The 22048-nt window shown below is 73.3% G+C and carries 18 protein-coding genes and 1 pseudogene; 11 read left to right on the top strand and 8 right to left on the bottom strand.

The annotated features are described in order from the left end of the window. Positions 1–49 precede the first annotated feature (49 nt). A complete protein-coding gene (locus ABTY40_RS02135; RefSeq protein WP_352057736.1) occupies positions 50–1495 on the top strand; it encodes a S28 family serine protease in 1446 nt (481 codons plus the stop codon). A 102-nt stretch (positions 1496–1597) separates the two neighbouring features. Here the strand turns inward: ABTY40_RS02135 and ABTY40_RS02130 are convergent, their stop codons facing one another. Beyond that, positions 1598–3379 (bottom strand): glycoside hydrolase family 3 protein, encoded by a 1782-nt coding sequence (locus tag ABTY40_RS02130; protein ID WP_352057849.1) that lies wholly within the window; start codon positions 3377–3379, stop codon positions 1598–1600. Positions 3380–3650: 271 nt separating this feature from the next. After that, on the bottom strand, positions 3651–4562 hold the full coding sequence (locus ABTY40_RS02125; protein WP_352057735.1) for a LysR family transcriptional regulator: 912 nt from the start codon (positions 4560–4562) through the stop codon (positions 3651–3653). 105 nt (positions 4563–4667) lie between these two features. On the opposite strand from ABTY40_RS02125, the gene ABTY40_RS02120 reads away from it, so the two are divergent. The 3 genes and pseudogenes from ABTY40_RS02120 to ABTY40_RS02110 all read left to right on the top strand — a co-directional run bounded on the left by ABTY40_RS02120 (position 4668) and on the right by ABTY40_RS02110 (position 6756). Beyond that, the gene (locus ABTY40_RS02120; protein ID WP_352057734.1) at positions 4668–5570 is read left to right on the top strand and encodes an EamA family transporter; all 903 of its coding nucleotides are present in this window, start codon (positions 4668–4670) and stop codon (positions 5568–5570) included. A gap of 96 nt (positions 5571–5666) precedes the next feature. Further along, a pseudogene (locus ABTY40_RS02115) lies at positions 5667–6221 on the top strand (AAA family ATPase); the annotation flags it as partial. A gap of 256 nt (positions 6222–6477) precedes the next feature. Continuing rightward, on the top strand, positions 6478–6756 hold the full coding sequence (locus ABTY40_RS02110; RefSeq protein WP_352057733.1) for a hypothetical protein: 279 nt from the start codon (positions 6478–6480) through the stop codon (positions 6754–6756). On the opposite strand, the gene ABTY40_RS02105 is transcribed toward ABTY40_RS02110, so the two are convergent. Next, positions 6753–7799: a LacI family DNA-binding transcriptional regulator gene (locus tag ABTY40_RS02105; RefSeq protein ID WP_352057732.1), complete on the bottom strand. Its 1047-nt coding sequence runs from the start codon at positions 7797–7799 to the stop codon at positions 6753–6755. The genes ABTY40_RS02110 and ABTY40_RS02105 overlap by 4 nt on opposite strands. Before the next feature lie 155 nt (positions 7800–7954). Between ABTY40_RS02105 and ABTY40_RS02100 the strand changes: the two genes are divergently transcribed. From ABTY40_RS02100 to ABTY40_RS02090, 3 genes are read left to right on the top strand one after another with little or no spacing between them, the layout of a single operon-like run. Then, positions 7955–9106 carry a Gfo/Idh/MocA family protein gene (locus tag ABTY40_RS02100; RefSeq protein WP_352057731.1) on the top strand — a complete coding sequence of 384 codons (1152 nt, stop codon included), beginning with the start codon at positions 7955–7957 and terminating at the stop codon, positions 9104–9106. Next, a complete protein-coding gene (locus tag ABTY40_RS02095; protein WP_352057730.1) occupies positions 9103–10269 on the top strand; it encodes a dihydrodipicolinate synthase family protein in 1167 nt (388 codons plus the stop codon). The genes ABTY40_RS02100 and ABTY40_RS02095 overlap by 4 nt, the downstream gene beginning before the upstream one ends. Positions 10270–10295: 26 nt before the next feature. Further along, entirely contained in the window at positions 10296–11069 is a 774-nt protein-coding gene (locus tag ABTY40_RS02090) for a sugar phosphate isomerase/epimerase family protein (RefSeq protein ID WP_352057848.1), read from the top strand. Between the two features lie 98 nt (positions 11070–11167). Here the strand turns inward: ABTY40_RS02090 and ABTY40_RS02085 are convergent, their stop codons facing one another. Beyond that, positions 11168–11350, bottom strand: a complete 183-nt coding sequence (locus ABTY40_RS02085) for a hypothetical protein (protein WP_352057729.1) — start codon at positions 11348–11350, stop codon at positions 11168–11170. A gap of 247 nt (positions 11351–11597) precedes the next feature. On the opposite strand from ABTY40_RS02085, the gene recD2 reads away from it, so the two are divergent. Then, on the top strand, positions 11598–13811 hold the full coding sequence (gene recD2 / locus ABTY40_RS02080) for an SF1B family DNA helicase RecD2 (RefSeq protein WP_352057728.1): 2214 nt from the start codon (positions 11598–11600) through the stop codon (positions 13809–13811). Between the two features lie 179 nt (positions 13812–13990). Beyond that, the gene (locus tag ABTY40_RS02075) at positions 13991–15280 is read left to right on the top strand and encodes a citrate synthase (protein ID WP_309050782.1); all 1290 of its coding nucleotides are present in this window, start codon (positions 13991–13993) and stop codon (positions 15278–15280) included. Between the two features lie 500 nt (positions 15281–15780). Here ABTY40_RS02075 and ABTY40_RS02070 read toward each other — a convergent pair whose 3' ends face one another. The 4 genes from ABTY40_RS02070 to ABTY40_RS02055 form a co-directional block, all read right to left on the bottom strand. Beyond that, positions 15781–18012: a heavy metal translocating P-type ATPase gene (locus tag ABTY40_RS02070; protein ID WP_352057727.1), complete on the bottom strand. Its 2232-nt coding sequence runs from the start codon at positions 18010–18012 to the stop codon at positions 15781–15783. Between the two features lie 68 nt (positions 18013–18080). Continuing rightward, positions 18081–18305: a heavy-metal-associated domain-containing protein gene (locus tag ABTY40_RS02065; protein WP_345281547.1), complete on the bottom strand. Its 225-nt coding sequence runs from the start codon at positions 18303–18305 to the stop codon at positions 18081–18083. A 226-nt stretch (positions 18306–18531) separates the two neighbouring features. Beyond that, positions 18532–18729 carry a helix-turn-helix transcriptional regulator gene (locus ABTY40_RS02060; RefSeq protein WP_345281545.1) on the bottom strand — a complete coding sequence of 66 codons (198 nt, stop codon included), beginning with the start codon at positions 18727–18729 and terminating at the stop codon, positions 18532–18534. Positions 18730–19011: 282 nt separating this feature from the next. Continuing rightward, positions 19012–19932, bottom strand: a complete 921-nt coding sequence (locus ABTY40_RS02055; RefSeq protein WP_352057726.1) for a sugar phosphate isomerase/epimerase family protein — start codon at positions 19930–19932, stop codon at positions 19012–19014. Between the two features lie 129 nt (positions 19933–20061). Between ABTY40_RS02055 and iolC the strand changes: the two genes are divergently transcribed. Continuing rightward, on the top strand, positions 20062–21183 hold the full coding sequence (iolC, locus tag ABTY40_RS02050; RefSeq protein ID WP_352057725.1) for a 5-dehydro-2-deoxygluconokinase: 1122 nt from the start codon (positions 20062–20064) through the stop codon (positions 21181–21183). 9 nt (positions 21184–21192) lie between these two features. Further along, positions 21193–22029 (top strand): 5-deoxy-glucuronate isomerase, encoded by an 837-nt coding sequence (gene iolB / locus ABTY40_RS02045; RefSeq protein WP_352057724.1) that lies wholly within the window; start codon positions 21193–21195, stop codon positions 22027–22029. Positions 22030–22048: the final 19 nt, after the last annotated feature.

The following is a 22048-nucleotide window of genomic DNA, read 5'->3' as shown; positions in this document are numbered from 1 at the left end:
GTTCGCCCCGCTAGGTTCGCGACACCGTTGTGAACCAAGGGGAGGGTGAATGCGCAAGTCGCTCGGATGGGCGCTGTCGCTTTCGGTGCTCATAGGCACCGTGGGTACGGCCGGCGTGGCTACCGCCGCGGACTCGGACACCGGCAGCAGGGCCGTCGCCGACTCGCAGAGCACGGACATCAAGGACCGCATCCTGGCCATTCCCGGGATGAGCCTGATCGAGGAGAAGCCGTACGCCGGCTACCGCTTCTTCGTCCTGGAGTACGTCCAGCCGGTCGACCACCGCCGCCCGTGGGCCGGCACCTTCAAGCAGCGGCTCTCCGTCCTGCACAAGGACACGGAGCGCCCGACCGTCTTCCGCACCAGCGGCTACGGACTGAGCACCACTCCCGGCCGGGCCGAGCCCACGCGGATCGTCGACGGCAACCAGGTCTCCATGGAGTACCGTTTCTTCACGCCGTCCCGCCCGCAGCCGGCCGACTGGTCCAAGCTCGACATCTGGCAGGCCGCCAGCGACCAGCACCGCATCTTCACCGCCCTGAAGAAGATCTACGGCAAGAACTGGATCTCCACCGGCGGCTCCAAGGGCGGCATGACGGCCACCTACTACGAGCGCTTCTACCCGCGCGACATGGACGGCGTCGTCGCCTACGTGGCCCCCAACGACGTGGTCAACAAGGAGGACTCGGCCTACGACCGGTTCTTCGAGAACGTCGGCACCAAGGAGTGCCGCGACCGGCTCAACTCCCTCCAGCGCGAAGCCCTGATCCGCCGCGCGCCGCTCCAGAAGAAGTACAAGGAGTGGGCCGAGACCGAGGGCGCCACCTTCAACACGGTCGGCTCGCTGGACAAGGCGTACGAGGCCGTCGTCCTCGACTTCGTGTGGGGCTTCTGGCAGTACCACGGCCTGGACGACTGCGACAGCGTCCCGGACGCGAAGACCGCGAGCGACGACGCCGTCTACGAGACCGTCGACACCTACTCGGGCTGGTCCGCCTACACCGACCAGGGCCTGGAGTACTACACGCCGTACTACTACCAGGCGGCCACCGAGCTCGGTTCGCCCACCATCCAGCAGCCCCACCTGGACGGCCTGAGCCGCTACGGCTACCAGCCGGCGAGCAGCTTCGTGCCGCGCGAGATCCCGATGCGGTTCAAGCCGTGGGTCATGCGGGACATCGACGACTGGGTCCGCAAGAACGCGAACCGGATGATGTTCGTCAACGGCCAGAACGACCCGTGGAGCGCCGAACCGTTCCGCCTCGGCAAGGGCACGCGGGACAGCTACGTGTTCACGGCGCCGGGCGCCAACCACGGCGCGAACGTCGCCGGCCTCACCGACGCCGAGCGCGAGCGGGCCACCGCCCGCATCCTCGCCTGGGCCGGCGTGCCCGCCCCCGCGGTCGAGGCCGCGCGGCCGCTGGCGCGCTTCGACGCCCGCCTCGACAAGGTGGTCGACGAGGACCAGACGCGCGAGCACGGCCTGCGCCCGTAACCCGCGGAGCCGAAGGACGGGGTGCGCCCGGCGGCCGTGACCGCCGGGCGCACCCCGTCGCCGTACCCGGGCCCTCCCCCGGAGGGGTGGCCCGGTTCGGGCTCAGCGGGTGTACGACAGGCCGTACCCGACCGGGTGGAGCACCTCCGCCGGGTTCCGCGCGCTCTGCACCGGCACGGGCAGCCGGCCCCGCGGCCGGGCGCGCCCCGCCATCACCCGTACGGCGGCGCGCAGTTCGACGTCGGTCCAGGAGTACGCGGCGAGGGTGGCCCGCTGTCCGGAGATCCGCGCGATGTCGTACGGGTTGCGGATCGCGATCGTCACCACGGGCACCCCGGTCGCGACCAGCCGGTCCACGAGGGTGCGCTGGGGGCTGCTCGCCGAGACGTTGTACGTCCCCACGACGACCACGTCCTTGCCCGCGGCCGCCGCCACCGCCTCCTCGATCCGTGCCGCCGTCGGGGTGATCCCGGTGGAGAGCGCGGTCGCGGCGAAGCCCAGCTCGCGCAGGGCCGCCGCCAGGACGGTGGTCGGCGGGCCCGTCGTACCGGAGGGGGAGGCCGGGTCGGCGCCGACGACCAGGACCGAACCGTGGGTGTCCGGGCTCAGCGGCAGGAATCCGCCCTCGTTGAGGAGCAGGGTGGTGGTCGCCTCCGCGATCCGGTCGGCGTGCGCGCGGTGCGCGGCCGTGCCGACCACCCGCTCGACGCCGGCCGGCGTGGCGTACGGCTGCCGGAACAGGCCCAGCTTCGCCTTCAACCGCAGGATCCGCAGGATCGATTCGTCCAGCCGGTCCTCCGTCAGCTCGCCGTCCCGCACGGCCCGCAGGACCGCGTTCCAGGCCACGTCCAGCTTCGGCGGGTTGAGCAGCTGGTCCACCCCCGCCTTCAGGGCGAGCACCGGCACCCGGTCGTCCCCGTACTTGGTGCGCACCCCCTCCATGCCCAGGGAGTCGGTCACCACCACGCCGTCGTAGCCGAGCCGTTCGCGCAGGATGCCGGTGAGGATCGGCCGGGAGAGGGTGGCCGGGTCCTCGCTCGGGTCGAGCGCGGGCACGACGATGTGCGCCGTCATGATCGAGTCGATGCCGGCGGCGATCGCCGCCTCGAAGGGCGGGGCGTCCAGCTCGGCCCACTGCGCCGGGGTGTGGGTGATGGTCGGCAGTCCGTAGTGGCTGTCGACGGCGGTGTCCCCGTGCCCGGGGAAGTGCTTGGAGGTCGCCGCGACCCCGGCGCGCTGGTAGCCCTTGACCTGGGCGGCGACCAGTCCGGCGACCGCCCGCGGGTCGGAGCCGAAGGAACGGACGCCGATGACCGGGTTGGCCGGGTTGACGTTGACGTCCGCGACCGGGGCGTAGTTCTGCCGGATGCCGACGGCGGCCAGTTCGGCCCCCGCGATCTGCGCGGCTTTACGGGCGTCCGCGAGCGAGCCGCCGGCCCCCAGGGCCATCGCCCCGGGCAGCAGGGTGGCGGGCTCCCCGACCCGGCAGACGATGCCGTGCTCCTGGTCGGTGGAGATGAGCACCGGCACCGGCGTGGGCCCGGCGAGCGCCGCTCGCTGGATGCCGTTGGACAGCTCGGCGATCTGCTGCGGGTCCCGGGTGTTGTGGGCCCAGCTGAAGTAGATGACGCCCCCGACGTGGTAGCGCTCGATCAGCTCGGCGGCGGTGCGGACGCCGATCTCCTTGAGGTTGGCGTCGATGTCGGCCTGGTCCGGGGCGGTCGCCGAGTGGCCGTACACGCGCATGACGAACAGCTGGCCGACCTTCTCCTCCAGGGACATGCGGGCGATGATCCGGCGCAGCCGGTCGTCGGTCCCGGCGTGGGCCACGGGGGCGGTGGCGCCGGTGACGGCGGCGGCCGCGGCGGCGGCCGTGACGGTCAGGAGGGTGCGCCGCGAGGGCGCGGCGGAGGGGGAGGAAGCGGCGGTGGGGGAGGGGGAGGCGGAAGTCGAGGGGGTGGGGGCGGGGGCGCGGTGGTGCACTGATGCTCCTTCCGGCCGTGCGAGATTGAAGGAAACTTCCAGGGTGTCACGGATAGCCCGAAAGTAACTGCCAGGTCAAGGATCCGCGCACGAATCGCCGTCGGGCGTCCCGGCGCGCCGCACTCCTCGCCGCCGCCTCCCCGGGCCCGCGTCCAGCCCGCGCCCGGCCGCCTCAGACCGGTGAGGCGACCGAGGGCCAGAGGTCCTGGAGGGTCCGCACCGTCTCCCGGATCGCGGGGCGCCGTGCCGCGCCCGTCCGCCACAGGGCACGCAGCCGGCGCCTCGGCATCGGGTCGAGTCCGACCGGCACCACCTCCGGCGGCAGCGCCCCGCGCCCCAGCCGTGGCACGAGCGCGATCCCGAGCCCGGCCGCCACCAGCGCCACCTGCGTGTGGTTCTCCTCCGCCTGGTGCGCGATCAGGGGCTCGTAGCCGGTGGCCCGCAGGGTGCGGATCAGCCAGCCGTGGCAGACGGTCCCCGGCGGCTGCGAGATCCACCGCTCGGCCGCCAGCTCCTCCCGCCGCACCGAGTCCCGCGCGGCCAGTGGATGGTCACGGTGCACCAGGATGTCGCACAGGTCGTCCCCGATGACGGCCTGTTCCACCCCCGGAGGGGCGGGCAGCGGCGCGATGTCCCAGTCGTGCGCCACGGCCAGGTCGATCACGCCCCGCGCCACCAGGTCGACCGAGAGATGCGGGTCCACCTCGGACAGGCGCGCGTCGAGATCCGGGTGGAGCCGGGCCAGTTCCGCCAGCGCCCGGGGCATCAGTCCCCGGGCCGCGCTCGCGAAGCAGCCGATCGCGAGACGCCCGGCGGGCCGACCGCGCCGCTCCTCCAGGCGTACCTCCGCCTCTTCGACGAGCGACAGCAACTCTCCTGCTGTGGACGCCAGTTGGTGGGCGTCGTCGGTGAGTCGCACGCCCCGCCCGCTGCGTTCCAGCAGGGTCGTACGGGTCTCGCGCTCCAGCTTGGCGATCTGCTGGGAGACGGCCGAGGGGGTGTAGCCGAGGGCGGCGGCAGCGGCGCCGACGCTGCCGTGGACGGCGACGGCGTGCAGGGCGCGCAGCCGGCCGAGATCGAGCACGGTGACTCCCGTCCGGGACCGGGGACATGGATGAAGTGCTGCTTCATCCAACCATGAAGAAACCCGCGCTGGTGCTACACGTTCCGGCCCACCATGCTCGATCGCATGCGCCCCGCCCACCTCGCCCTCGCCGCCCTGGTCACCGCCCTCTGGGGAGTCAATTTCGTCATCATCGACCTCGGCCTCGACCACTTCCCGCCGCTGCTCTTCTCCGCGCTCCGCTTCCTCGTGGCCGCCCTGCCCGCCGTCTTCTTCGTCGGCCGCCCCAAGGTCGCCTGGAAGTGGATCGTGGGAGTCGGACTGGCCCTCGGCGTCGCCAAGTTCGGTCTGCTCTTCACCGGCATGAGCATGGGCGCGCCGGCCGGTCTCTCCTCCCTGATCCTCCAGGTCCAGGCCGTCTTCACGGCCGTGTTCGCCTTCCTCGCGCTCGGCGAACGGCCCGGCCGCGTCAAGCTGACCGGCATGGCGGTCGCCCTCGCCGGCATCGGGGTCGCGGCGATCGACGAGGGGGCGTCGAGCTCGCTGACCGGCTTCCTGCTGGTGATCGCGGCCGCCGTCGCCTGGGGCGTGTCCAACGTCCTCACCCGCAAGGCGGCCCCGCCCGACGCGCTCAACTTCATGGTCTGGGTGAGCACCGTGCCCGTCCTGCCGCTGCTCGCGCTCTCCCTGCTCGTCGAGGGCCCCGAACGCGACCTGGCCGCGCTGCGGGACCTCGACCCGGTGGGCGTCGGCGTCATCGTCTTCATCGCCTGGGTCGCCACCGTCTTCGGCTTCGGCGCCTGGGGCTGGCTGCTCCGCCGCTACCCGGCCTCCTCCGTCGCCCCCTTCTCCCTCCTCGTCCCCGTCTTCGGGATGTCCTCGGCGGCCCTCTTCCTCGGCGAGGGCGTGAGCCCCCTCGGGTGGTGCGCGGCGGCCCTGCTGGTCGGCGGAGTGGCGCTGACCTCCCTCACCCCGAAGCGCGCCACCACGCCGGAGAAACCGCTGGCGCCGGAACCGGTCGCGCCGTAGCGTTCCCGGTCGTCCCGATGGTGTGGGTCGCCGGGCCCGTCACCCAGGCCCGTCCGTCAGGGCCCGCACCACCGGGCCCGTCCGGGAAGGGACCGTATGACCTTCGAGCACCTCACCGTCGACGCCGCCGAGCCCGCGCCCGGGGCCGTCCTCCTCGCCGGGATCCCCGGCAGCGGCAAGTCGACCGTCGCGGCCGCCCTCGCGGCCCGTTTCCCGCGCGCCGCGCACATCGAGGTGGACCACCTCCAGGAGCTGATCGTCAGCGGCGGGCACTGGCCGACCCCGGACGGCGACCCGGAGGCCGACCGGCAGATCCTGCTGCGCGCCCGCCACGCGTGCCTGCTCGCGGGCAGCTTCGCGGCGGCCGGCTTCCTGCCGGTCGTCGACGACGTGGTGGTACGCCGCTCCCACCTGGACTTCTACCGCGCCCACGCCGGGAAGCTCCGGCTCCACCCGGTGATCCTCGCCCCGGGACCCGGGACGGCCTGGGAGCGCAACAACGCCCGCCACAAGCGCCTCACCGCCAACTGGGCCTTCCTGGACGAGGCGATGCGCGCCGAACTGTCCGGCCAGGGCGTGTGGATCGACAACGCGGACCAGACCGTCGAGGAGACGGTCGACGCGGTCCTGGCGGCCACCGGCCTGGCGCCGTCCGGCAGGCGAGACGGCCGCGCCGCCACGGGGCCGCCGTGTGAGAATCCCCGGCATGCAGCGGCGGCTCATTATCGGCGCCCGCGTGCCGGCACCGGGGTGACCTGGGGGTGATCCCTCCCAGGCGGTCCACCGCCCGCACGCAGACCTCTCGCGTTCCGCGAGGGGTCTTTTCGTTTCCCCGGCCCTGACTCCGGGCCCCGGCACCCCTGACCCCCTGGCCCACCCGGCCGCACGACAAGGACAGGAAACCCCCATGGCAGACGACACCCTCACCGTCCCCGGCGCGACCCTCTCCGGGGACGTGTGCACGATGGTCGTGACCCTCAGGGACACGCCCGGCGCCCTGGCCCGTATCGCCGCGACGCTCGTCGGCACACCGGTGCTGGCCCTGGAGTACGCGGTCACGGGCGCGGCCCGCGCCGTCGCCGAGGTCACCCTGCCCCGCCCCCACGCCACGCGTGCCCGCCACCGGCTGAGCCGCATGGTGGACACCCTGACCGTCGCCGAACCCCCCGCGAGGGTCCGCCGTTAGCCCCGCGGCGCCCCCGTCGACCCCCGCAGCACCAGGTCGACGGGGACCGTCGCCAGGCCGCCCGGCGGGGGCTCCTCCGCGCCCGTGGCCAGCCGGCCCGCGCGGGCGCCCGCCGCGTGGAGGGGCAGGCGCACGGTGGTGAGGGCCGGGACCGCGTCCACCGAGAACGGCAGGTCGTCGAAGCCGGCCACCGACACGTCGCCCGGGACGGACAGGCCCCGTTCCCGCAGGGCCGCGCAGACGCCGAGGGCCACCGTGTCGTTGGCGGCCACCACCGCCGTGAGGTCCGGGTCGCGGGCCAGCAGCCCGGCCGTCGCCTCGTGGCCGGAGCGCCGGTCGTACGGCCCGTGCACCGTCGGCCCCTCGGGGACGCCCGCCGCGGCGAGGGCCTCGCGGTGCCCCTCCAGCCGGTGCCGGGTCGTCGTGCGGTCGGCCGGCCCCGCCACGTAACCGATCCGCCGGTGACCGAGCGCCAGCAGATGTTCCGTCAGGAGGCGGGCGCCGGACCGGTTGTCGAAGACGAGCGCCGCCGCCCCCGTGTCGCCGGGCACCGGCGGGCGCCCGCACAGCACCACCCGGGTCCCGGCCTCGGTGAGGCGGGCCAGTTTCCCGGCCGTGGCCGCCAAGTGCTCCGGGTCCTCCAGGGAGCCGCCCATGAGGATGACGGCGGCGGCCCGCTGGCGCTGGAGCAGGGTGAGGTAGGTGAGCTCCCGTTCGGGGGAGCCGCCCGTGTTGCAGACGACGGCCAGCTTCTCGGCGCCGCCCCGGCCCCCCGCGCCCTCGCCGATCGCGCTCTGCGCCGCGCTCGCCATGATCCCGAAGAACGGGTCGGCGATGTCGTTGACGAGGACCCCGACGAGGTCGGAGGTGGCGGCGGCGAGGGAGCTCGCGGGTCCGTTGGGCACGTAGTCGAGTTCCCGCACCGCCAGGAGGACCCGCTCGCGGGTCGAGGCGGCGACGGGGTAGTTGCCGTTGAGGACGCGGGAGACGGTGGCGGGGGAGACCCGGGCGCGGGCGGCCACGTCCGCCAGGGTGACGGTCATCGTGCACGTACCTCCAGGGCCCTTGTCCGGCGTGATGTCGGCAGGCTAGCGTCATCCGTGACAGAAAGCGCTTTCTATCGCAGCGCGGACCGCTCCGGAACCCGCACGCGAGCGCCGCACGCCGGGGGAGCGATCCCCGGGGAGAGGAATCCTTCGTGACACGCAGGACAGTCCGCATCGCCATGAACGGCGTCACCGGACGCATGGGATACCGCCAGCACCTCGTCCGCTCCGTCCTCGCCCTGCGCGAGCAGGGCGGACTCGACCTCGGCAACGGCGACGTCCTGTGGCCCGAGCCGGTCCTCGTGGGCCGTCGCGAGCCCGCCCTGCGCGCCCTCGCCGAGCGCCACGGCCTCGACCACTGGTCCACCGACCTCGACGCCGTCCTCGCCGACGACACCGTCGACATCTACTTCGACGCCCAGGTCACCTCCGCCCGCGCCGAGGCCCTGACGAAGGCCATCGCGGCGGGCAAGCACGTCTACACCGAGAAGCCCACCGCCGCCGACCTCGCCGGCGCCCTCCGGCTCGCCCGCCTCGCCGAGGCCGCCGGCATCCGCCACGGCGTCGTCCAGGACAAGCTGTTCCTGCCGGGCCTGCTCAAGCTGAAGCGGCTCATCGACGGCGGCTTCTTCGGCGAGATCCTCTCCGTGCGCGGCGAGTTCGGCTACTGGGTCTTCGAGGGCGACTGGCAGGACGCCCAGCGCCCCAGCTGGAACTACCGCGCCGAGGACGGCGGCGGCATCGTGGTCGACATGTTCCCGCACTGGGAGTACGTGCTCCACGAGCTGTTCGGCCGCGTCACCTCCGTCAGCGCCCACGTCGCCACCCACATCCCCCGCCGCTGGGACGAGCGGGGCAAGCCCTACGAGGCCACCGCCGACGACGCCGCCTATGGCGTCTTCGAGCTGGAGGGCGGCGCCGTCGCCCAGATCAACTCCTCCTGGGCGGTCCGCGTTCACCGCGACGAACTCGTGGAGTTCCAGGTGGACGGCACGCACGGCTCCGCCGTCGCCGGCCTACGAGGCTGCCGCGTCCAGCACCGCTCCGCCACCCCCAAGCCGGTCTGGAACCCGGACGTCCCGGCCACCGAGTCCTTCCGCGAGCAGTGGCAGGAGGTCCCCGACAACGCCGACTTCGACAACGGCTTCAAGGCCCAGTGGGAGCTGTTCCTGCGCCACGTCGTCCTCGGCGAGCCCTACCACTGGGACCTCCTCGCCGGTGCCCGCGGCGTCCAGCTCGCCGAGCTCGGCCTGAGGTCCGCCGCCGAGGGCCGCCGCCTGGCCGTGCCGGAGGTGTCGCTGTGACCCTCCGCCTCCCCGTGACCGGCGGCGGCGTACGGGAGTACGAGCCCCGCGCCGAACCGCTCGCGCTCCCCCCGGCCGGCCCGCTCACCTCCCGTACCGTCTTCTCCGCCGCCCACGTCGTCGCCGACCCGTACGCCGACACCACCCCCGACGGGCCCGCCGCGATCGACTGGGACGCCACCCTCGCCTTCCGCCGCCACCTGTGGGCGCACGGGCTCGGAGTCGCCGAGGCCATGGACACCGCGCAGCGCGGCATGGGCCTGGACTGGGCCGGGGCCGCCGAACTCATCCGCCGCTCCGCCGCCGAGGCGAAGGCCGCCGGCGGCCGGATCGCCTGCGGGGTCGGCACCGACCAGCTCACCGCCGGCGGCACCCTGCCGGAGATCCGCGCCGCCTACGAGGAACAGCTCGCCGTCGTCGAGGAGTCCGGCGCCCAGGCCGTCCTCATGGCCTCCCGCGCCCTCGCCGCCACGGCCGGCGGCGCCGACGACTACCTCGGCCTCTACGGCCACCTCCTGCGCCAGGCGAGCGAGCCGGTGATCCTCCACTGGCTCGGCCCGATGTTCGACCCGGCGCTCGACGGCTACTGGGGCTCCGCCGACCTCGACACCGCCACCGACACCTTCCTGGACGTCATCGCCGCCCACCCCGACAAGGTCGACGGCGTCAAGATCTCCCTCCTCGACGCGCGCCGCGAGGTGGAACTCCGCCGCCGCCTGCCGGAGGGCGTCCGCTGCTACACCGGCGACGACTTCCACTACCCCGAGCTGATCGCCGGCGAGGAGCCGCCGGCGGGCAACCGCTTCAGCCACGCCCTGCTCGGCGTCTTCGACCCGCTGGCCCCGCTCGCCGCCGAGGCCGTACGGCTCCTCGACACCGGCGACACCGAAGGGTTCCGCAAGGTCCTGGACCCGACCGTCGCCCTCTCCCGGCACCTCTTCGAGGCCCCGACCCGCTTCTACAAGACGGGCGTCGTCCTCCTCGCCTGGCTCGCCGGCCACCAGGAGCACTTCACCATGGTCGGCGGCCTGCAGTCCGCCCGCTCCCTGCCGCACCTCGCCCGGGCCTACGAACTCGCCGACGGGCTCGGCCTCTTCCCCGACCCGGCGCGGGCCGAGGCGCGGATGCGGTCCCTGCTCACCGTGTACGGAGTGCCGCAGTGAACCCCGACCGCTTCAGCATCAACCAGATGACGGTCAAGCAGCTGGCCCTGCCCGAGCTGGTCGCCGCCTGCGTCCGGCTCGGCGTCCCCGGCGTCGGCCTGTGGCGCGAACCCGTGCGGGAGTACGGGGTCGAGGCGGCGGCCGCGCTCGTGCGGGACGCGGGGCTCGCCGTCACCACCCTCTGCCGGGGCGGCTTCTTCACCACCGACGGCTGGGAAGAGGAGAACCGGGCGGCGATCGACGAGGCCGTGACCCTCGGCACCGACACCCTCGTCCTGGTCTCCGGCGGCCTCACCACGGCCTGCCCCGACCTGCCCTCGGCCCGCGCCCGGATCGCCGAGGCCATCGGCGCGCTCGCCCCGTACGCGGGGGAGCGCGGCGTCCGCCTCGCCATCGAACCGCTCCACCCGATGTACGCCGCCGACCGCTGCGCCGTCTCCACCCTGGACCAGGCCCTGGAGATCGCCGAACGGTTCCCGGCCGGGCAGGTGGGCGTCACGGTCGACACGTACCACCTGTGGTGGGACGACCGGGCCCCGGCGGCGGTGGCACGCGCGGGCGCGGCCGGCCGCATCCACTCCTACCAGCTCGCCGACTGGACCACCCCGCTCCCGGCCGGCGTCCTCACCGGCCGGGGCCAGCTCGGCACCGGCGCGATCGACCTGCGCGCCTGGTCGGACCTGGTGGAGAAGGCCGGCTACACGGGGCCGGTCGAGGTCGAACTCTTCAACGACGACCTGTGGGCGAGGGACGGCGAGCAGGTCCTGGAGGAGACGCTCACGGCGTTCCTGGCGGTGTGACGGCCCCGGGACCCCGCGGGGCCGGGCGGCTTTCCCGTCCGCCCCGCTCCGGCCCCGGAGAAGTCGTGCCTCGCCGGGGGTCGCGGACCTGCCCGGGGTTACTTGCCCCTGGCCTTCCGGGCGGCGGCCTTTCTGGTGATCACCGCCAGGGCCGCGGGGAGCGCGACCTGCAGCGCCCGGCTCACGGCGGGGGCGGGAAGGCCCGTCCTTCTCGCGATCGCCCGGGCCGCCGGCCCGGCGACCCGGTTGAGGACGACGCCGCCCATCAGCCCGCGGATCATCGCGCCTCCCCCCGCGTCCCCGTCCACGACGGGGCCCCGCCGTCCGCGCCCACCGGGCGCCGTCCGTGCGCGTTCCGCTCCCACGTTTCCTCAGCCATGCCTCCCACGCTAGGCGCCCGCCCCCGCCCCGGCACCTCGGGACCGCCCGCCGGGGCGCCCCAGCCGGCCCTCACCGGACCGCCGTCGGCGTGCCGGGGACCTGACGGGATCCCCTCCCGCTGTCCGACCCCTTCGCTACGGTCGGAGCATGGTCAATCCGGCGGTCATCGAAGGGGTCCTGGAACGGATCACCTACGCCAACGAGGAGAACGGGTACACGGTCGCCCGGGTCGACACCGGGCGCGGGTCGGGGGAGCTGCTGACCGTGGTGGGGGCGCTGCTCGGCGCGCAGCCGGGGGAGTCGCTGCGGATGGAGGGGCGGTGGGGGTCGCATCCCCAGTACGGCCGGCAGTTCACCGTCGACAACTACACGACGGTCCTGCCCGCGACCGTCCAGGGCATCCGCCGCTATCTGGGCTCCGGTCTCATCAAGGGCATCGGCCCCCGGATCGCCGAGCGGATCGTGGACCACTTCGGCACGGACACGCTCGACGTGATCGAGAACGAGCCGAAGCGGCTCATCGAGGTCCCGGGGCTCGGGCCCAAGCGGACCCGGCTGATCGGGGCCGCCTGGGAGGAGCAGAAGGCGATCAAGGAGGTCATGGTCTTCCTCCAGGGGGTCGGCGTGTCGACGTCCATCGCCGTGCGGATCTACAAGCAGTACGGCGACGCCTCGATCTCGGTGGTGCGCGGCCGGCCGTACCGGCTCGCCGCCGACGTGTGGGGCATCGGCTTCCTCACCGCCGACCGGATCGCCCGGGCCGTCGGCATCCCGCACGACAGCCCCGACCGCGTGAAGGCCGGCCTCCAGTACGCGCTGTCGCAGTCCACCGACCAGGGCCACTGCTTCCTGCCCGAGGAGCGGCTCATCACCGAGGCCGTGAAGCTCCTCCAGGTGGACACCGGCCTCGTCATCGAGTGCCTGGCCGAGCTCGCCGAGGACCCGGAGGGAGTCGTCCGGGAGACCGTGCCCGGCCCCGAGGGCGCCCCCGTGACCGCCGTCTACCTGATCCCCTTCCACCGGGCGGAGCTGTCGCTCGCCGGGCAGCTGCGGCGGCTGCTGCGGGCGGAGGAGGACCGGCTGCCGGCCTTCCGGGACGTGGCCTGGGACAAGGCCCTGGCGTGGCTGGCCGACCGCACCGGGGCGAGCCTGGCGGCGGAGCAGGAGCAGGCCGTACGGCTCGCCCTGACCGAGAAGGTCGCGGTCCTGACCGGCGGGCCTGGCTGCGGCAAGTCCTTCACCGTCCGGTCGATCGTGGAGCTGGCCCGGGCCAAGCGGGCCAAGGTCGTGCTCGCCGCTCCGACCGGCCGCGCGGCCAAGCGGCTCGCGGAGCTGACCGGCGCGGAGGCGTCCACCGTCCACCGCCTGCTGGAGCTCAAGCCGGGCGGGGACGCGGCCTACGACCGGGACCGGCCGCTCGACGCCGATCTGGTCGTCGTCGACGAGGCCTCCATGCTGGACCTCCTCCTCGCGAACAAGCTGGTCAAGGCGGTGGCACCGGGTGCCCACCTGCTCCTCGTGGGGGACGTGGACCAGTTGCCGTCGGTCGGTGCGGGCGAGGTCCTCGGCGACCTCCTCGCCCCGGACAGCCCCGTGCCCGCCGTCCGGCTGACCCGGATCTTCCGCCAGGCCCAGCAGTCCGGGGTGGTGACCAACGCGCACCGGATCAACTCCGGGGTCCCGCCGGTCACCGACGGCCTGCCGGACTTCTTCCTCTTCGTGGAGGAGGAGACGGAGGACGCCGCCCGGGTCGCCGTGGAGGTCGCCGCCCGCCGGATTCCGGCCAAGTTCGGCCTCGACCCGCGCCGTGACGTCCAGGTCCTGGCCCCCATGCACCGCGGCCCGGCGGGCGCCGGAGCCCTCAACGGTCTCCTCCAGCAGGCCATCACCCCGGGCCGGCCGGAGCTGCCGGAGAAGAGGGTCGGCGGGCGGGTCTTCCGCGTAGGTGACAAAGTCACACAGATCAGAAACAACTATGACAAGGGAGCCAACGGGGTCTTCAACGGCACGGTCGGCGTGGTGACCTCCCTGGACCCCGTCGAGCAGCGGCTCACCGTGCGGACGGACGAGGACGAGGAGGTGCCGTACGACTTCGACGAGCTGGACGAGCTCGCCCACGCGTACGCGGTCACCATCCACCGTTCGCAGGGCAGCGAGTATCCGGCCGTGGTGATCCCGGTCACCATGAGTGCCTGGATGATGCTCCAGCGGAACCTGCTCTACACCGCCGTGACCCGGGCCCGGAAGCTGGTCGTCCTGGTCGGGTCCCGCCGGGCTGTCGCCCAGGCGGTCCGCACGGTCTCGGCGGGCCGGCGCTTTACCGCACTCGCCCACCGGCTCACAGGGGGCACCCTCGTGTGAAAGATCACGGGGGACTTCCGGAACCGGGGCGAAGGGGGCAGGATGAGCAGGTTGGCGGCACTGAGTGCCGCCAATTGGCCCAATGGTCGACCCCGAGTGCACTCTCCTGAGCCAAATGGGGGATGGTAGAGACAGTCAGGGCACCTCGAAGAAGAGGCACTACGTCGGTGAGGGATGACGTGAGCGACAACTCTGTAGTACTGCGGTACGCGGACGGTGAATACACCTACCCGGTGGTCGAGAGCACCGTCGGCGACAAGGGCTTCGACATCGGCAAACTCCGAGCCCAGACCGGTCTGGTCACCCTGGACAGCGGATACGGCAACACCGCCGCCTATAAATCCGCGATCACCTACCTCGACGGTGAGCAGGGCATTCTGCGGTACCGCGGCTACCCCATCGAGCAGCTGGCCGAGCGCTCCACCTTCCTTGAGGTGGCGTACCTGCTGATCAACGGTGAGCTGCCGAAGGTCGACGAGCTCGCGACCTTCAAGAACGAGATCACCCAGCACACGCTGGTCCACGAGGACGTCAAGAACTTCTTCCGCGGCTTCCCGCGCGACGCCCACCCGATGGCGATGCTGTCCTCGGTGGTCTCGGCGCTGTCCACCTTCTACCAGGACAGCCACAACCCGTTCGACGAGAAGCAGCGTCACCTCTCCACGATCCGGCTGCTCGCCAAGCTGCCGACCATCGCGGCGTACGCGTACAAGAAGTCGATCGGTCACCCGTTCGTCTACCCGCGCAACGACCTCGGCTACGTCGAGAACTTCCTGCGCATGACCTTCTCCGTCCCGGCGCAGGAGTACGAGCTCGACCCGGTCGTCGTGTCGGCCCTCGACAAGCTCCTCATCCTGCACGCGGACCACGAGCAGAACTGTTCGACCTCCACCGTGCGCCTGGTCGGCTCCTCGCAGGCGAACATGTTCGCCTCGATCTCCGCCGGCATCTCCGCCCTCTGGGGTCCGCTGCACGGCGGCGCCAACCAGTCGGTCCTGGAGATGCTGGAGGGCATCCAGGCCAACGGCGGCGACGTCGACTCCTTCATCAACAAGGTGAAGAACAAGGAGGACGGCGTCCGCCTGATGGGCTTCGGCCACCGGGTGTACAAGTCCTTCGACCCGCGCGCCAAGATCATCAAGGCGGCGGCGCACGACGTCCTCTCGGCCCTCGGCAAGTCCGACGAACTGCTGGACATCGCGCTGAAGCTGGAGGAGCACGCGCTCTCCGACGACTACTTCGTCTCGCGCAACCTCTACCCGAACGTGGACTTCTACACGGGTCTGATCTACCGCGCGATGGGCTTCCCGACCGAGATGTTCACGGTCCTCTTCGCCCTCGGCCGCCTCCCGGGCTGGATCGCCCAGTGGCACGAGATGATCAAGGAGCCGGGTTCCCGCATCGGCCGCCCGCGCCAGATCTACACCGGCGAGGTCCTGCGCGACTTCGTTCCGGTCGAGGCCCGCTGACCTTCGCGTCGCGCCTGCGGCGAGTGAGCCGAAGGGGCGCGACGGTGTCGAGGAGGCGAACGCGCGGAGGCCCGACGAAGGAGGGCCGAGCACGATCGTCGCCTCGACACCGGCTCGAGCGCCCCGGAGGCGAACCGAGCCCCGAAAACAAGGAAAAGCGCCCCGCCGCCGATCCCCCCACGGGTCGGCGAGCGGGGCGCTTCCCATATCCCCGGTGCGGATTCCCCCCACGGGATCCGGGCCGGGCGTCTGCCGGGTTCAGCAGAGGCTACGGGGCCGCGCGGTATGCCGGGGTACGTACGGGAGGGCCGCTCAAAGCTCCCCGTGCACGTGCCCCGGCCAACGCTTGCCCGGGACGTCCCCCAAGACATCCCGTGAACGTCCCCCAAGACGTTCTTGGCATCGCCCACTTAGACCCGCGAGGGGCCCGGATGGTTACCCCCAAATATCTGTGATCTAGGTCTCCTTGTGAAGGTCCTGTGCGTCACGTGGAGGTCAATTCACGTGAAGCGCCGCAGCCGGAGACTGTGCGTGACGACGAACACGGACGAAAAGGCCATCGCCAGGCCGGCGATCATCGGGTTCAGCAGCCCGGCCGCCGCGAGCGGCAGCGCCGCCACGTTGTAGCCGAAGGCCCAGGCCAGATTCCCCTTGATCGTCGCCAGGGTCCGGCGGGAGAGCCGGATCGCGTCTGCCGCCACCCGCAGATCGCCCCGGACCAGGGTCAGGTCGCTCGCCTCGATGGCCGCGTCCGTCCCCGTCCCCATCGCGAGGCCCAGATCGGCGGTGGCCAGCGCGGCGGCGTCGTTCACCCCGTCGCCGACCATGGCGACCGTCCGGCCCTCGTCCCGGAGCCGCCGGATCACCCCGGCCTTCTCCTCCGGCAGCACCTCCGCGATCACCTCGTCGATGCCCACCTCGGCCGCCACGGCCTCCGCGGCCGCCCGGTGGTCCCCGGTGAGCAGCACCGGCCGCAGCCCGAGCGCGCGCAGCCGGGCGACCGCCTCCGCACTGGTCTCCTTGACCGTGTCCGCGACGGTCAGGGTGCCGCGCGCCCGTCCGTCCCAGGCCACGTGCACCACCCCGGGCCCGGCCGTCTCCGGCACCTCGATCTCCTCGGCGGCGAGCAGGGCCGCCCGCCCGACGACCACGAGATGTCCGTCGACCGAGCCGCGCACCCCGAGCCCGGGCACGTTCTCGAAGGTCTTCGGTACGGGCAGCTCGCCGAGCCGCGCGACGGCGCCGGCCGCGACGGCGCGGGCCACCGGGTGCTCGGAGGCGTGCTCCAGGGCGCCCGCGAGCCGCAGCAGCTCGGCCTCGTCCGTGCCGTCGGTGCCGTACCGGCCCCCGTACACGCGCACCCCGGTCAGTTCCATGCGCCCGGTGGTGACCGTGCCGGTCTTGTCCAGGACGACCGTGTCGACGCGGCGCGTGGACTCCAGCACCTCGGGGCCCTTGATGAGGATGCCGAGCTGCGCGCCGCGCCCGGTGCCGACGAGGAGCGCGGTGGGGGTGGCGAGGCCGAGCGCGCACGGGCAGGCGATGATCAGGACGGCGACGGCGGCGGTGAAGGCGGCCGCCGCGCCCTCGCCGGTGCCCAGCCAGAAGCCCAGGGTGCCGAGCGCGACGAGCAGCACCGCCGGCACGAAGACGGCGGAGATCCGGTCGGCGAGCCGCTGCACCCGCGCCTTGCCGCTCTGCGCCTCCTCCACCATGCGGGCCATCCGGGCGAGCCGGGTCCCGTCGCCGACCCCGGTGGCCTCGACCACCAGGCGGCCGGAGACGTTCACGCAGCCGCCGGTCACCGGGTCCCCGGCGGTCACGTCCACGGGCAGCGACTCGCCGGTGAGCAGGGAGGCGTCGACGGCGGAGGCACCCTCGGTGACGGTGCCGTCGGTGGCGACCTTCTCCCCGGGCCGTACGACGAAGAGGTCACCGGTCCGCAGGGCGGCGACCGGTACGCGGACCTCCGTGCCGTCCCGCAGGACGGCCACGTCCTTGGCGCCGAGGTCCATCAGGGCCCGCAGCGCGGCACCCGCCTTCCGCTTGGCGCGGGCCTCCAGCCAGCGGCCGAGGAGGAGGAAGGTGACGACTCCCGCCGCGACCTCCAGATAGATCGCGGAGGCCGCGTCCGCCCGGTCCGCCGTCAGGTCGAAGCCGTGCCGCATGCCGGTCGTGCCCGCGTCGCCCAGGAAGAGGGCCCACAGTGACCAGCCGAACGCGGCGAGCGTGCCGAGCGAGACGAGGGTGTCCATGGTGGCGGCGCCGTGCCGGAGGTTGGTCCAGGTGGCCCGGTGGAAGGGCAGCCCGCCCCACACGACCACCGGCGCGGCGAGCGTGAGCGAGAGCCACTGCCAGTGGTCGAACTGGAGGGCGGGGACCATCGCGAGGAGGACCACCGGGGCCGAGAGGACGGCGGAGACGGCCAGCCGCTGCCGCAGCGAGGCGAGCTCCGGGTCGGCCCCGCCGTCCGGGGCCTCCGCGTCCTGGCCGGGAGCGGGTTCGGGCTCCGGAGGCGGAGGCTCCTCGGCGGTGTAGCCGGTCTTCACGACGGTGGCGATCAGCGCGTCGACCCCCACCTCCGGCGCGTGTTCGACGCGCGCCTTCTCCGTGGCGTAGTTGACGGTGGCGGTCACGCCGTCCATCCGGTTGAGCTTCTTCTCGACGCGGGCCGCGCAGGACGCGCAGGTCATCCCGCCGATCCTCAGCTCGGTGACGGTGGTGCTGGGCATGTGCGGTTCCAAAAGGGGAGCAGGGCCGTACCAGGCAACGGTACGGCCCTGCGGTGCGCGGGGTGGCGTCAGACCAGCTCGTAGCCGGCCTCGTCCACGGCGGCGGCCACCGCCTCGCGGTCGAGCGGCGCGGCGGAGACGACGGTGACCTCGCCGGTCTTGGCGACGGCCGTGACGGAGGAGACGCCCGGCAGCGCGGAGATTTCACCGGCGACGGCCCCCTCGCAGTGGCCGCAGGTCATGCCCTTGACCTGGTAGACGGTGGTGAGTTCGGTCTTCGTCTCTGCGGACATGGGGCTCTCCTCCTGAGGCTCACGTTCGTACGGATCACAGATTATACCCCTAGGGGGTATCGCGCCACCTGGTACGGGCCCGCGCCGCGCCGACGGACGTGCCCCGGCGGGCGGAGGCGCCCGTCCAGTGTCACGCGCGCGCCGGCGGGACGGGCCGACGCCGGGCCCCGGAGTGTTCCGGGACCCGGCGTCGGGTCGGGGAGGGCGGCGGCCGGCCGCCGCGGGATCAGTCGCGCCGGGCCCGGTTGCCGGGCCGGCTGGCCACCCAGGCGCGGATGGTGTCCGCGTACCAGTAGGGCTTGCCCGACTCCACCTGATCGGGCGGCGGCAGCAGTCCGTGCTTCCGGTACGAGCGGACCGTGTCCGTCTGCACCCGGATGTGGGCCGCGATGTCCTTGTACGACCAGAGCCTTCTGTCCGTCATGCCTGGCACCTCCCTGCTCGCCGCGCAGCGTGGCGGGGGTGCCGTTCGGGGGCGCTGCGGGCGGGCGTAGACGATCACTGAGCCTGTGCCCGTTGAACGACCCCTCCCGACAGGAGGAGAGCGGCTGTCGAACTCCTGTGACGTACATCCCGCGTAACCGGGACATGTGTGACGCCGGGGCGACGCGTGTGACACGAGTGACGCACGCGCCCCACGGCGTGTCCCCGTGCGCCGCCGCCCGCCGGGCGGCTCAGTACCCGCGGGAGGTGCGGGACGGACGGCTCAGTACCCGCAGGAGCGCAGGAAACGGCGGGTGCGCAGGGCGATCGGGTACGGGGTGTCCGGCTCGCACGGGTACATGTCCTGCTCCACGATCGCGAACAGCTCCGCGTCGAGCCTCCGGGCCGCCGCCAGCACCGGCTCCAGGGCCGGCACCCCCGCCGGCGGCTCGCACATCACGCCCCGCGCCACCGCGGGCCCGAACGGCAGCCCCTCCGCCACCACCCCGGCCAGCACCTCCGGGTCCACCTGCTTCAGGTGCAGATAGCCGATCCGCTCCCCGTACGTCTCGATCAGCTTCACGCTGTCCCCGCCCGCGTAGGCGTAGTGCCCCGTGTCCAGGCACAGCGCCACCGCCTCCGGATCGGTGGCGTCGAGGAAGCGGGTCACGCTCTCCTCCCCGTCCAGGTGCGTGTCGGCGTGGGGATGGACCACGATCCGCAGCCCGTACCGCTCGCGCACCTCCCGCCCCAGCCGCTCCGTCAGCCCCGTCAGGTTCCGCCACTGCTCGGCGGTGAGCGTCGGGTCCTCCAGGACCTCGCCCGTCCGGTCGTCCCGCCAGAAGGACGGGATGACCACCAGGTGACCGGCGCCCATGGCCTGCGCCAGCGCGGCGTTCTCGGCGACGTGCGCCCAGGTCCGCTCCCACACGCCGGGACCGTGGTGCAGCCCGGTGAAGACCGTCCCGGCCGACACCCGCAGCCCGCGCCGCCCGGTCTCCTCCGCGAGCACCGCCGGATCGGTGGGCAGATAGCCGTACGGGCCGAGCTCGATCCACTCGTACCCGGCACCGGCCACCTCGTCCAGGAACCGCTGCCACGGCACCTGCCGGGGATCGTCGGGGAACCACACCCCCCAGGAGTCCGGCGCGGAACCGACGCGGATACGGGACGGCGACGGCGGGGGCGGCGACGGCTTCGTCATGCCTGCCACCTTGACCGGGGCCCGAGAGCACCGTCAAGACGGTCGTCCGAATGTCCGGACATATCGTTGACACGCCTCCCGACGGACCGTTAGACCTGGGGACGGGTCCGGAGGCGAGAGGTGGCACGGGTGGAGACGGAGCCGTACGACCTGATCGCCCTGGGGCGGGTCGGCGTGGACCTGTACCCCCTGCGGACCGGCGTCGGGCTCGACCGGGTGGAGACCTTCGGCAGGTTCCTCGGCGGCTCCCCGGCCAACGTGGCCGTCGCCGCCGCCCGGCTCGGCCGCCGCACCGCGCTCGTCAGCCGCACCGGGGCCGACCCGTTCGGGGCGTACCTGCGCCGGGAGCTCGCCGCGTTCGGGGTGGACGCCCGCTGGGTGACCGAGGTCGGCGGACTCCCCACCCCGATCACGTTCTGCGAGATCTTCCCGCCCGACGACTTCCCGCTCCACTTCTACCGGCTCCCCAAGGCACCCGACCTGGAGATCCACCCGCACGAGCTGGACCTCGCCGCGATCCGCGCCGCCCGCGTCCTGTGGACCACCGGCACCGGCCTGTGCGAGGAACCCAGCCGCAGCGCCACCCTGGAGGCGCTCGCCGCCCGCTCCGGCCGCGAGGTGACCGTCCTCGACCTGGACTGGCGGCCCGCCTTCTGGCCGGACCCGGCCGCCGCCCGCCCGTACTACGCCGAGGCCCTGCGCCACGCCACCGTCGCCGTCGGCAACCTCGACGAGTGCGAGGTCGCCACCGGTGAGCGGGACCCCCGCGCCGCCGCCCGGGCGCTGCTCGCCTCCGGCGGCGGGGACGGTGCCGGCGTCCGGCTCGCGGTGGTCAAACAGGGCCCCCGGGGCGTCCTCGCCGTCGCCGCCGACGGCACCTCCGTGGAGGTGGAGCCGCTCCCGGTGGAGGTGGTCAACGGGCTCGGCGCGGGCGACGCCTTCGGCGGCGCGCTCGTCCACGGGCTCCTCGCCGGCTGGGACCTGGAACGGATCCTGCGCCACGCGAACGCGGCCGGCGCCATCGTCGCGGGCCGCCTCGCCTGCTCCCCGGCCATGCCGTACCCGGAGGAGATCGCGCAGGCCCTCGCGAAGGGCACCGGCACGATCCCGGAACGGGACCCGGGTCCGCCGGCCGCCGGGGGCCCGTCCCGTACCTCAGGAACCTCACCGGGGACTTCCCGAACCGCAGTGGGGGATTCCGGTGCGGGGACTTCCCGAACCTCGCCCGGCGCGATCCCGGAGCGGGGGTAGGGATCCGTCATGCGATCCGATCGAACCGGCACCACCGCCCGCACGCTCCACCTGCCCGCCGGGACCGCCGCACGCGGCCCGTACGCCGTGCGCGTGGACCCCGAGGACGCCGGATGGGAGCACGCCGCCCTCCGGATCCTCGACCTCCCGCCCGGCGGAACGCACGACTTCGGCAGCGGGGACGCCGAATGGGCCGTGCTTCCCCTCTCCGGTGCCTGTACCGTGCGCGTCGACGGCGAGATCTTCGAACTCCTGGGCCGCGACAGCGTGTTCGACGGCGTCACGGACTTCGCCTACGTACCCCGCGACGCCCACGCCCAGATCGCCTCCGGTGCGGGAGGCCGCTTCGCTTTGGCAGGAGCGAAGTGCGAGCGACGACTCCCCGCCCGCTATGGCCCCGCGCCGGAGGTTCCCGTCGAGACCCGCGGCACCGGCAACCGCACCCGCCGGGTACGGAACTTCGCCTCGGCCGACGCCTTCGCCTGCGACCGGCTCATCGCCGTCGAGGTCGTCACCCCCGGCGGCAACTGGTCCTCCTACCCGCCCCACAAGCACGACGAGCACCACCCCGGTACCGAGTCGGTCCTGGAGGAGATCTACCACTACGAGATCCAGGGCCCAGGCGGCTACGCCTACCAGCGGATCTCCCCCTCCCGCCCCGACGGCGCCGACCTCCTCGCCGAGGTCCGCGGCGGCGACACCGTCCTCGTCCCCGACGGCTGGCACGGCCCCTCGATCGCCCAGCCCGGCCACGACCTCTACTACCTCAACGTCATGGCGGGCCCCGGCCCCGAACGGGAGTGGCGGATCCGCTTCCACCCCGACCACACGGAGGGATACCGGTGACCCGCCACCCCGCCCCCAC

This window comes from Streptomyces sp. NPDC126503, from assembly GCF_040302405.1.
Classification (GTDB): domain Bacteria; phylum Actinomycetota; class Actinomycetes; order Streptomycetales; family Streptomycetaceae; genus Streptomyces; species Streptomyces gulbargensis.
This window is presented reverse-complemented; position numbering and strand designations above follow the sequence as displayed.

Bases quoted from the DNA above. Each gene is read 5' to 3' on its own strand.
- ABTY40_RS02060 (WP_345281545.1), bottom strand. From the start codon at position 18,729: ATGACGGACAGAAGGCTCTGGTCGTACAAGGACATCGCGGCCCACATC.
- ABTY40_RS02070 (WP_352057727.1), bottom strand. From the start codon at position 18,012: ATGCCCAGCACCACCGTCACCGAGCTGAGGATCGGCGGGATGACCTGC.
- ABTY40_RS02055 (WP_352057726.1), bottom strand. From the start codon at position 19,932: ATGACGAAGCCGTCGCCGCCCCCGCCGTCGCCGTCCCGTATCCGCGTC.
- iolB (WP_352057724.1), top strand. From the start codon at position 21,193: ATGCGATCCGATCGAACCGGCACCACCGCCCGCACGCTCCACCTGCCC.
- ABTY40_RS02085 (WP_352057729.1), bottom strand. From the start codon at position 11,350: ATGATCCGCGGGCTGATGGGCGGCGTCGTCCTCAACCGGGTCGCCGGG.
- ABTY40_RS02135 (WP_352057736.1), top strand. From the start codon at position 50: ATGCGCAAGTCGCTCGGATGGGCGCTGTCGCTTTCGGTGCTCATAGGC.
- ABTY40_RS02065 (WP_345281547.1), bottom strand. From the start codon at position 18,305: ATGTCCGCAGAGACGAAGACCGAACTCACCACCGTCTACCAGGTCAAG.
- ABTY40_RS02105 (WP_352057732.1), bottom strand. From the start codon at position 7,799: ATGACCGTCACCCTGGCGGACGTGGCCGCCCGCGCCCGGGTCTCCCCC.
- recD2 (WP_352057728.1), top strand. From the start codon at position 11,598: ATGGTCAATCCGGCGGTCATCGAAGGGGTCCTGGAACGGATCACCTAC.
- ABTY40_RS02110 (WP_352057733.1), top strand. From the start codon at position 6,478: ATGGCAGACGACACCCTCACCGTCCCCGGCGCGACCCTCTCCGGGGAC.
- ABTY40_RS02120 (WP_352057734.1), top strand. From the start codon at position 4,668: ATGCGCCCCGCCCACCTCGCCCTCGCCGCCCTGGTCACCGCCCTCTGG.
- ABTY40_RS02090 (WP_352057848.1), top strand. From the start codon at position 10,296: ATGACGGTCAAGCAGCTGGCCCTGCCCGAGCTGGTCGCCGCCTGCGTC.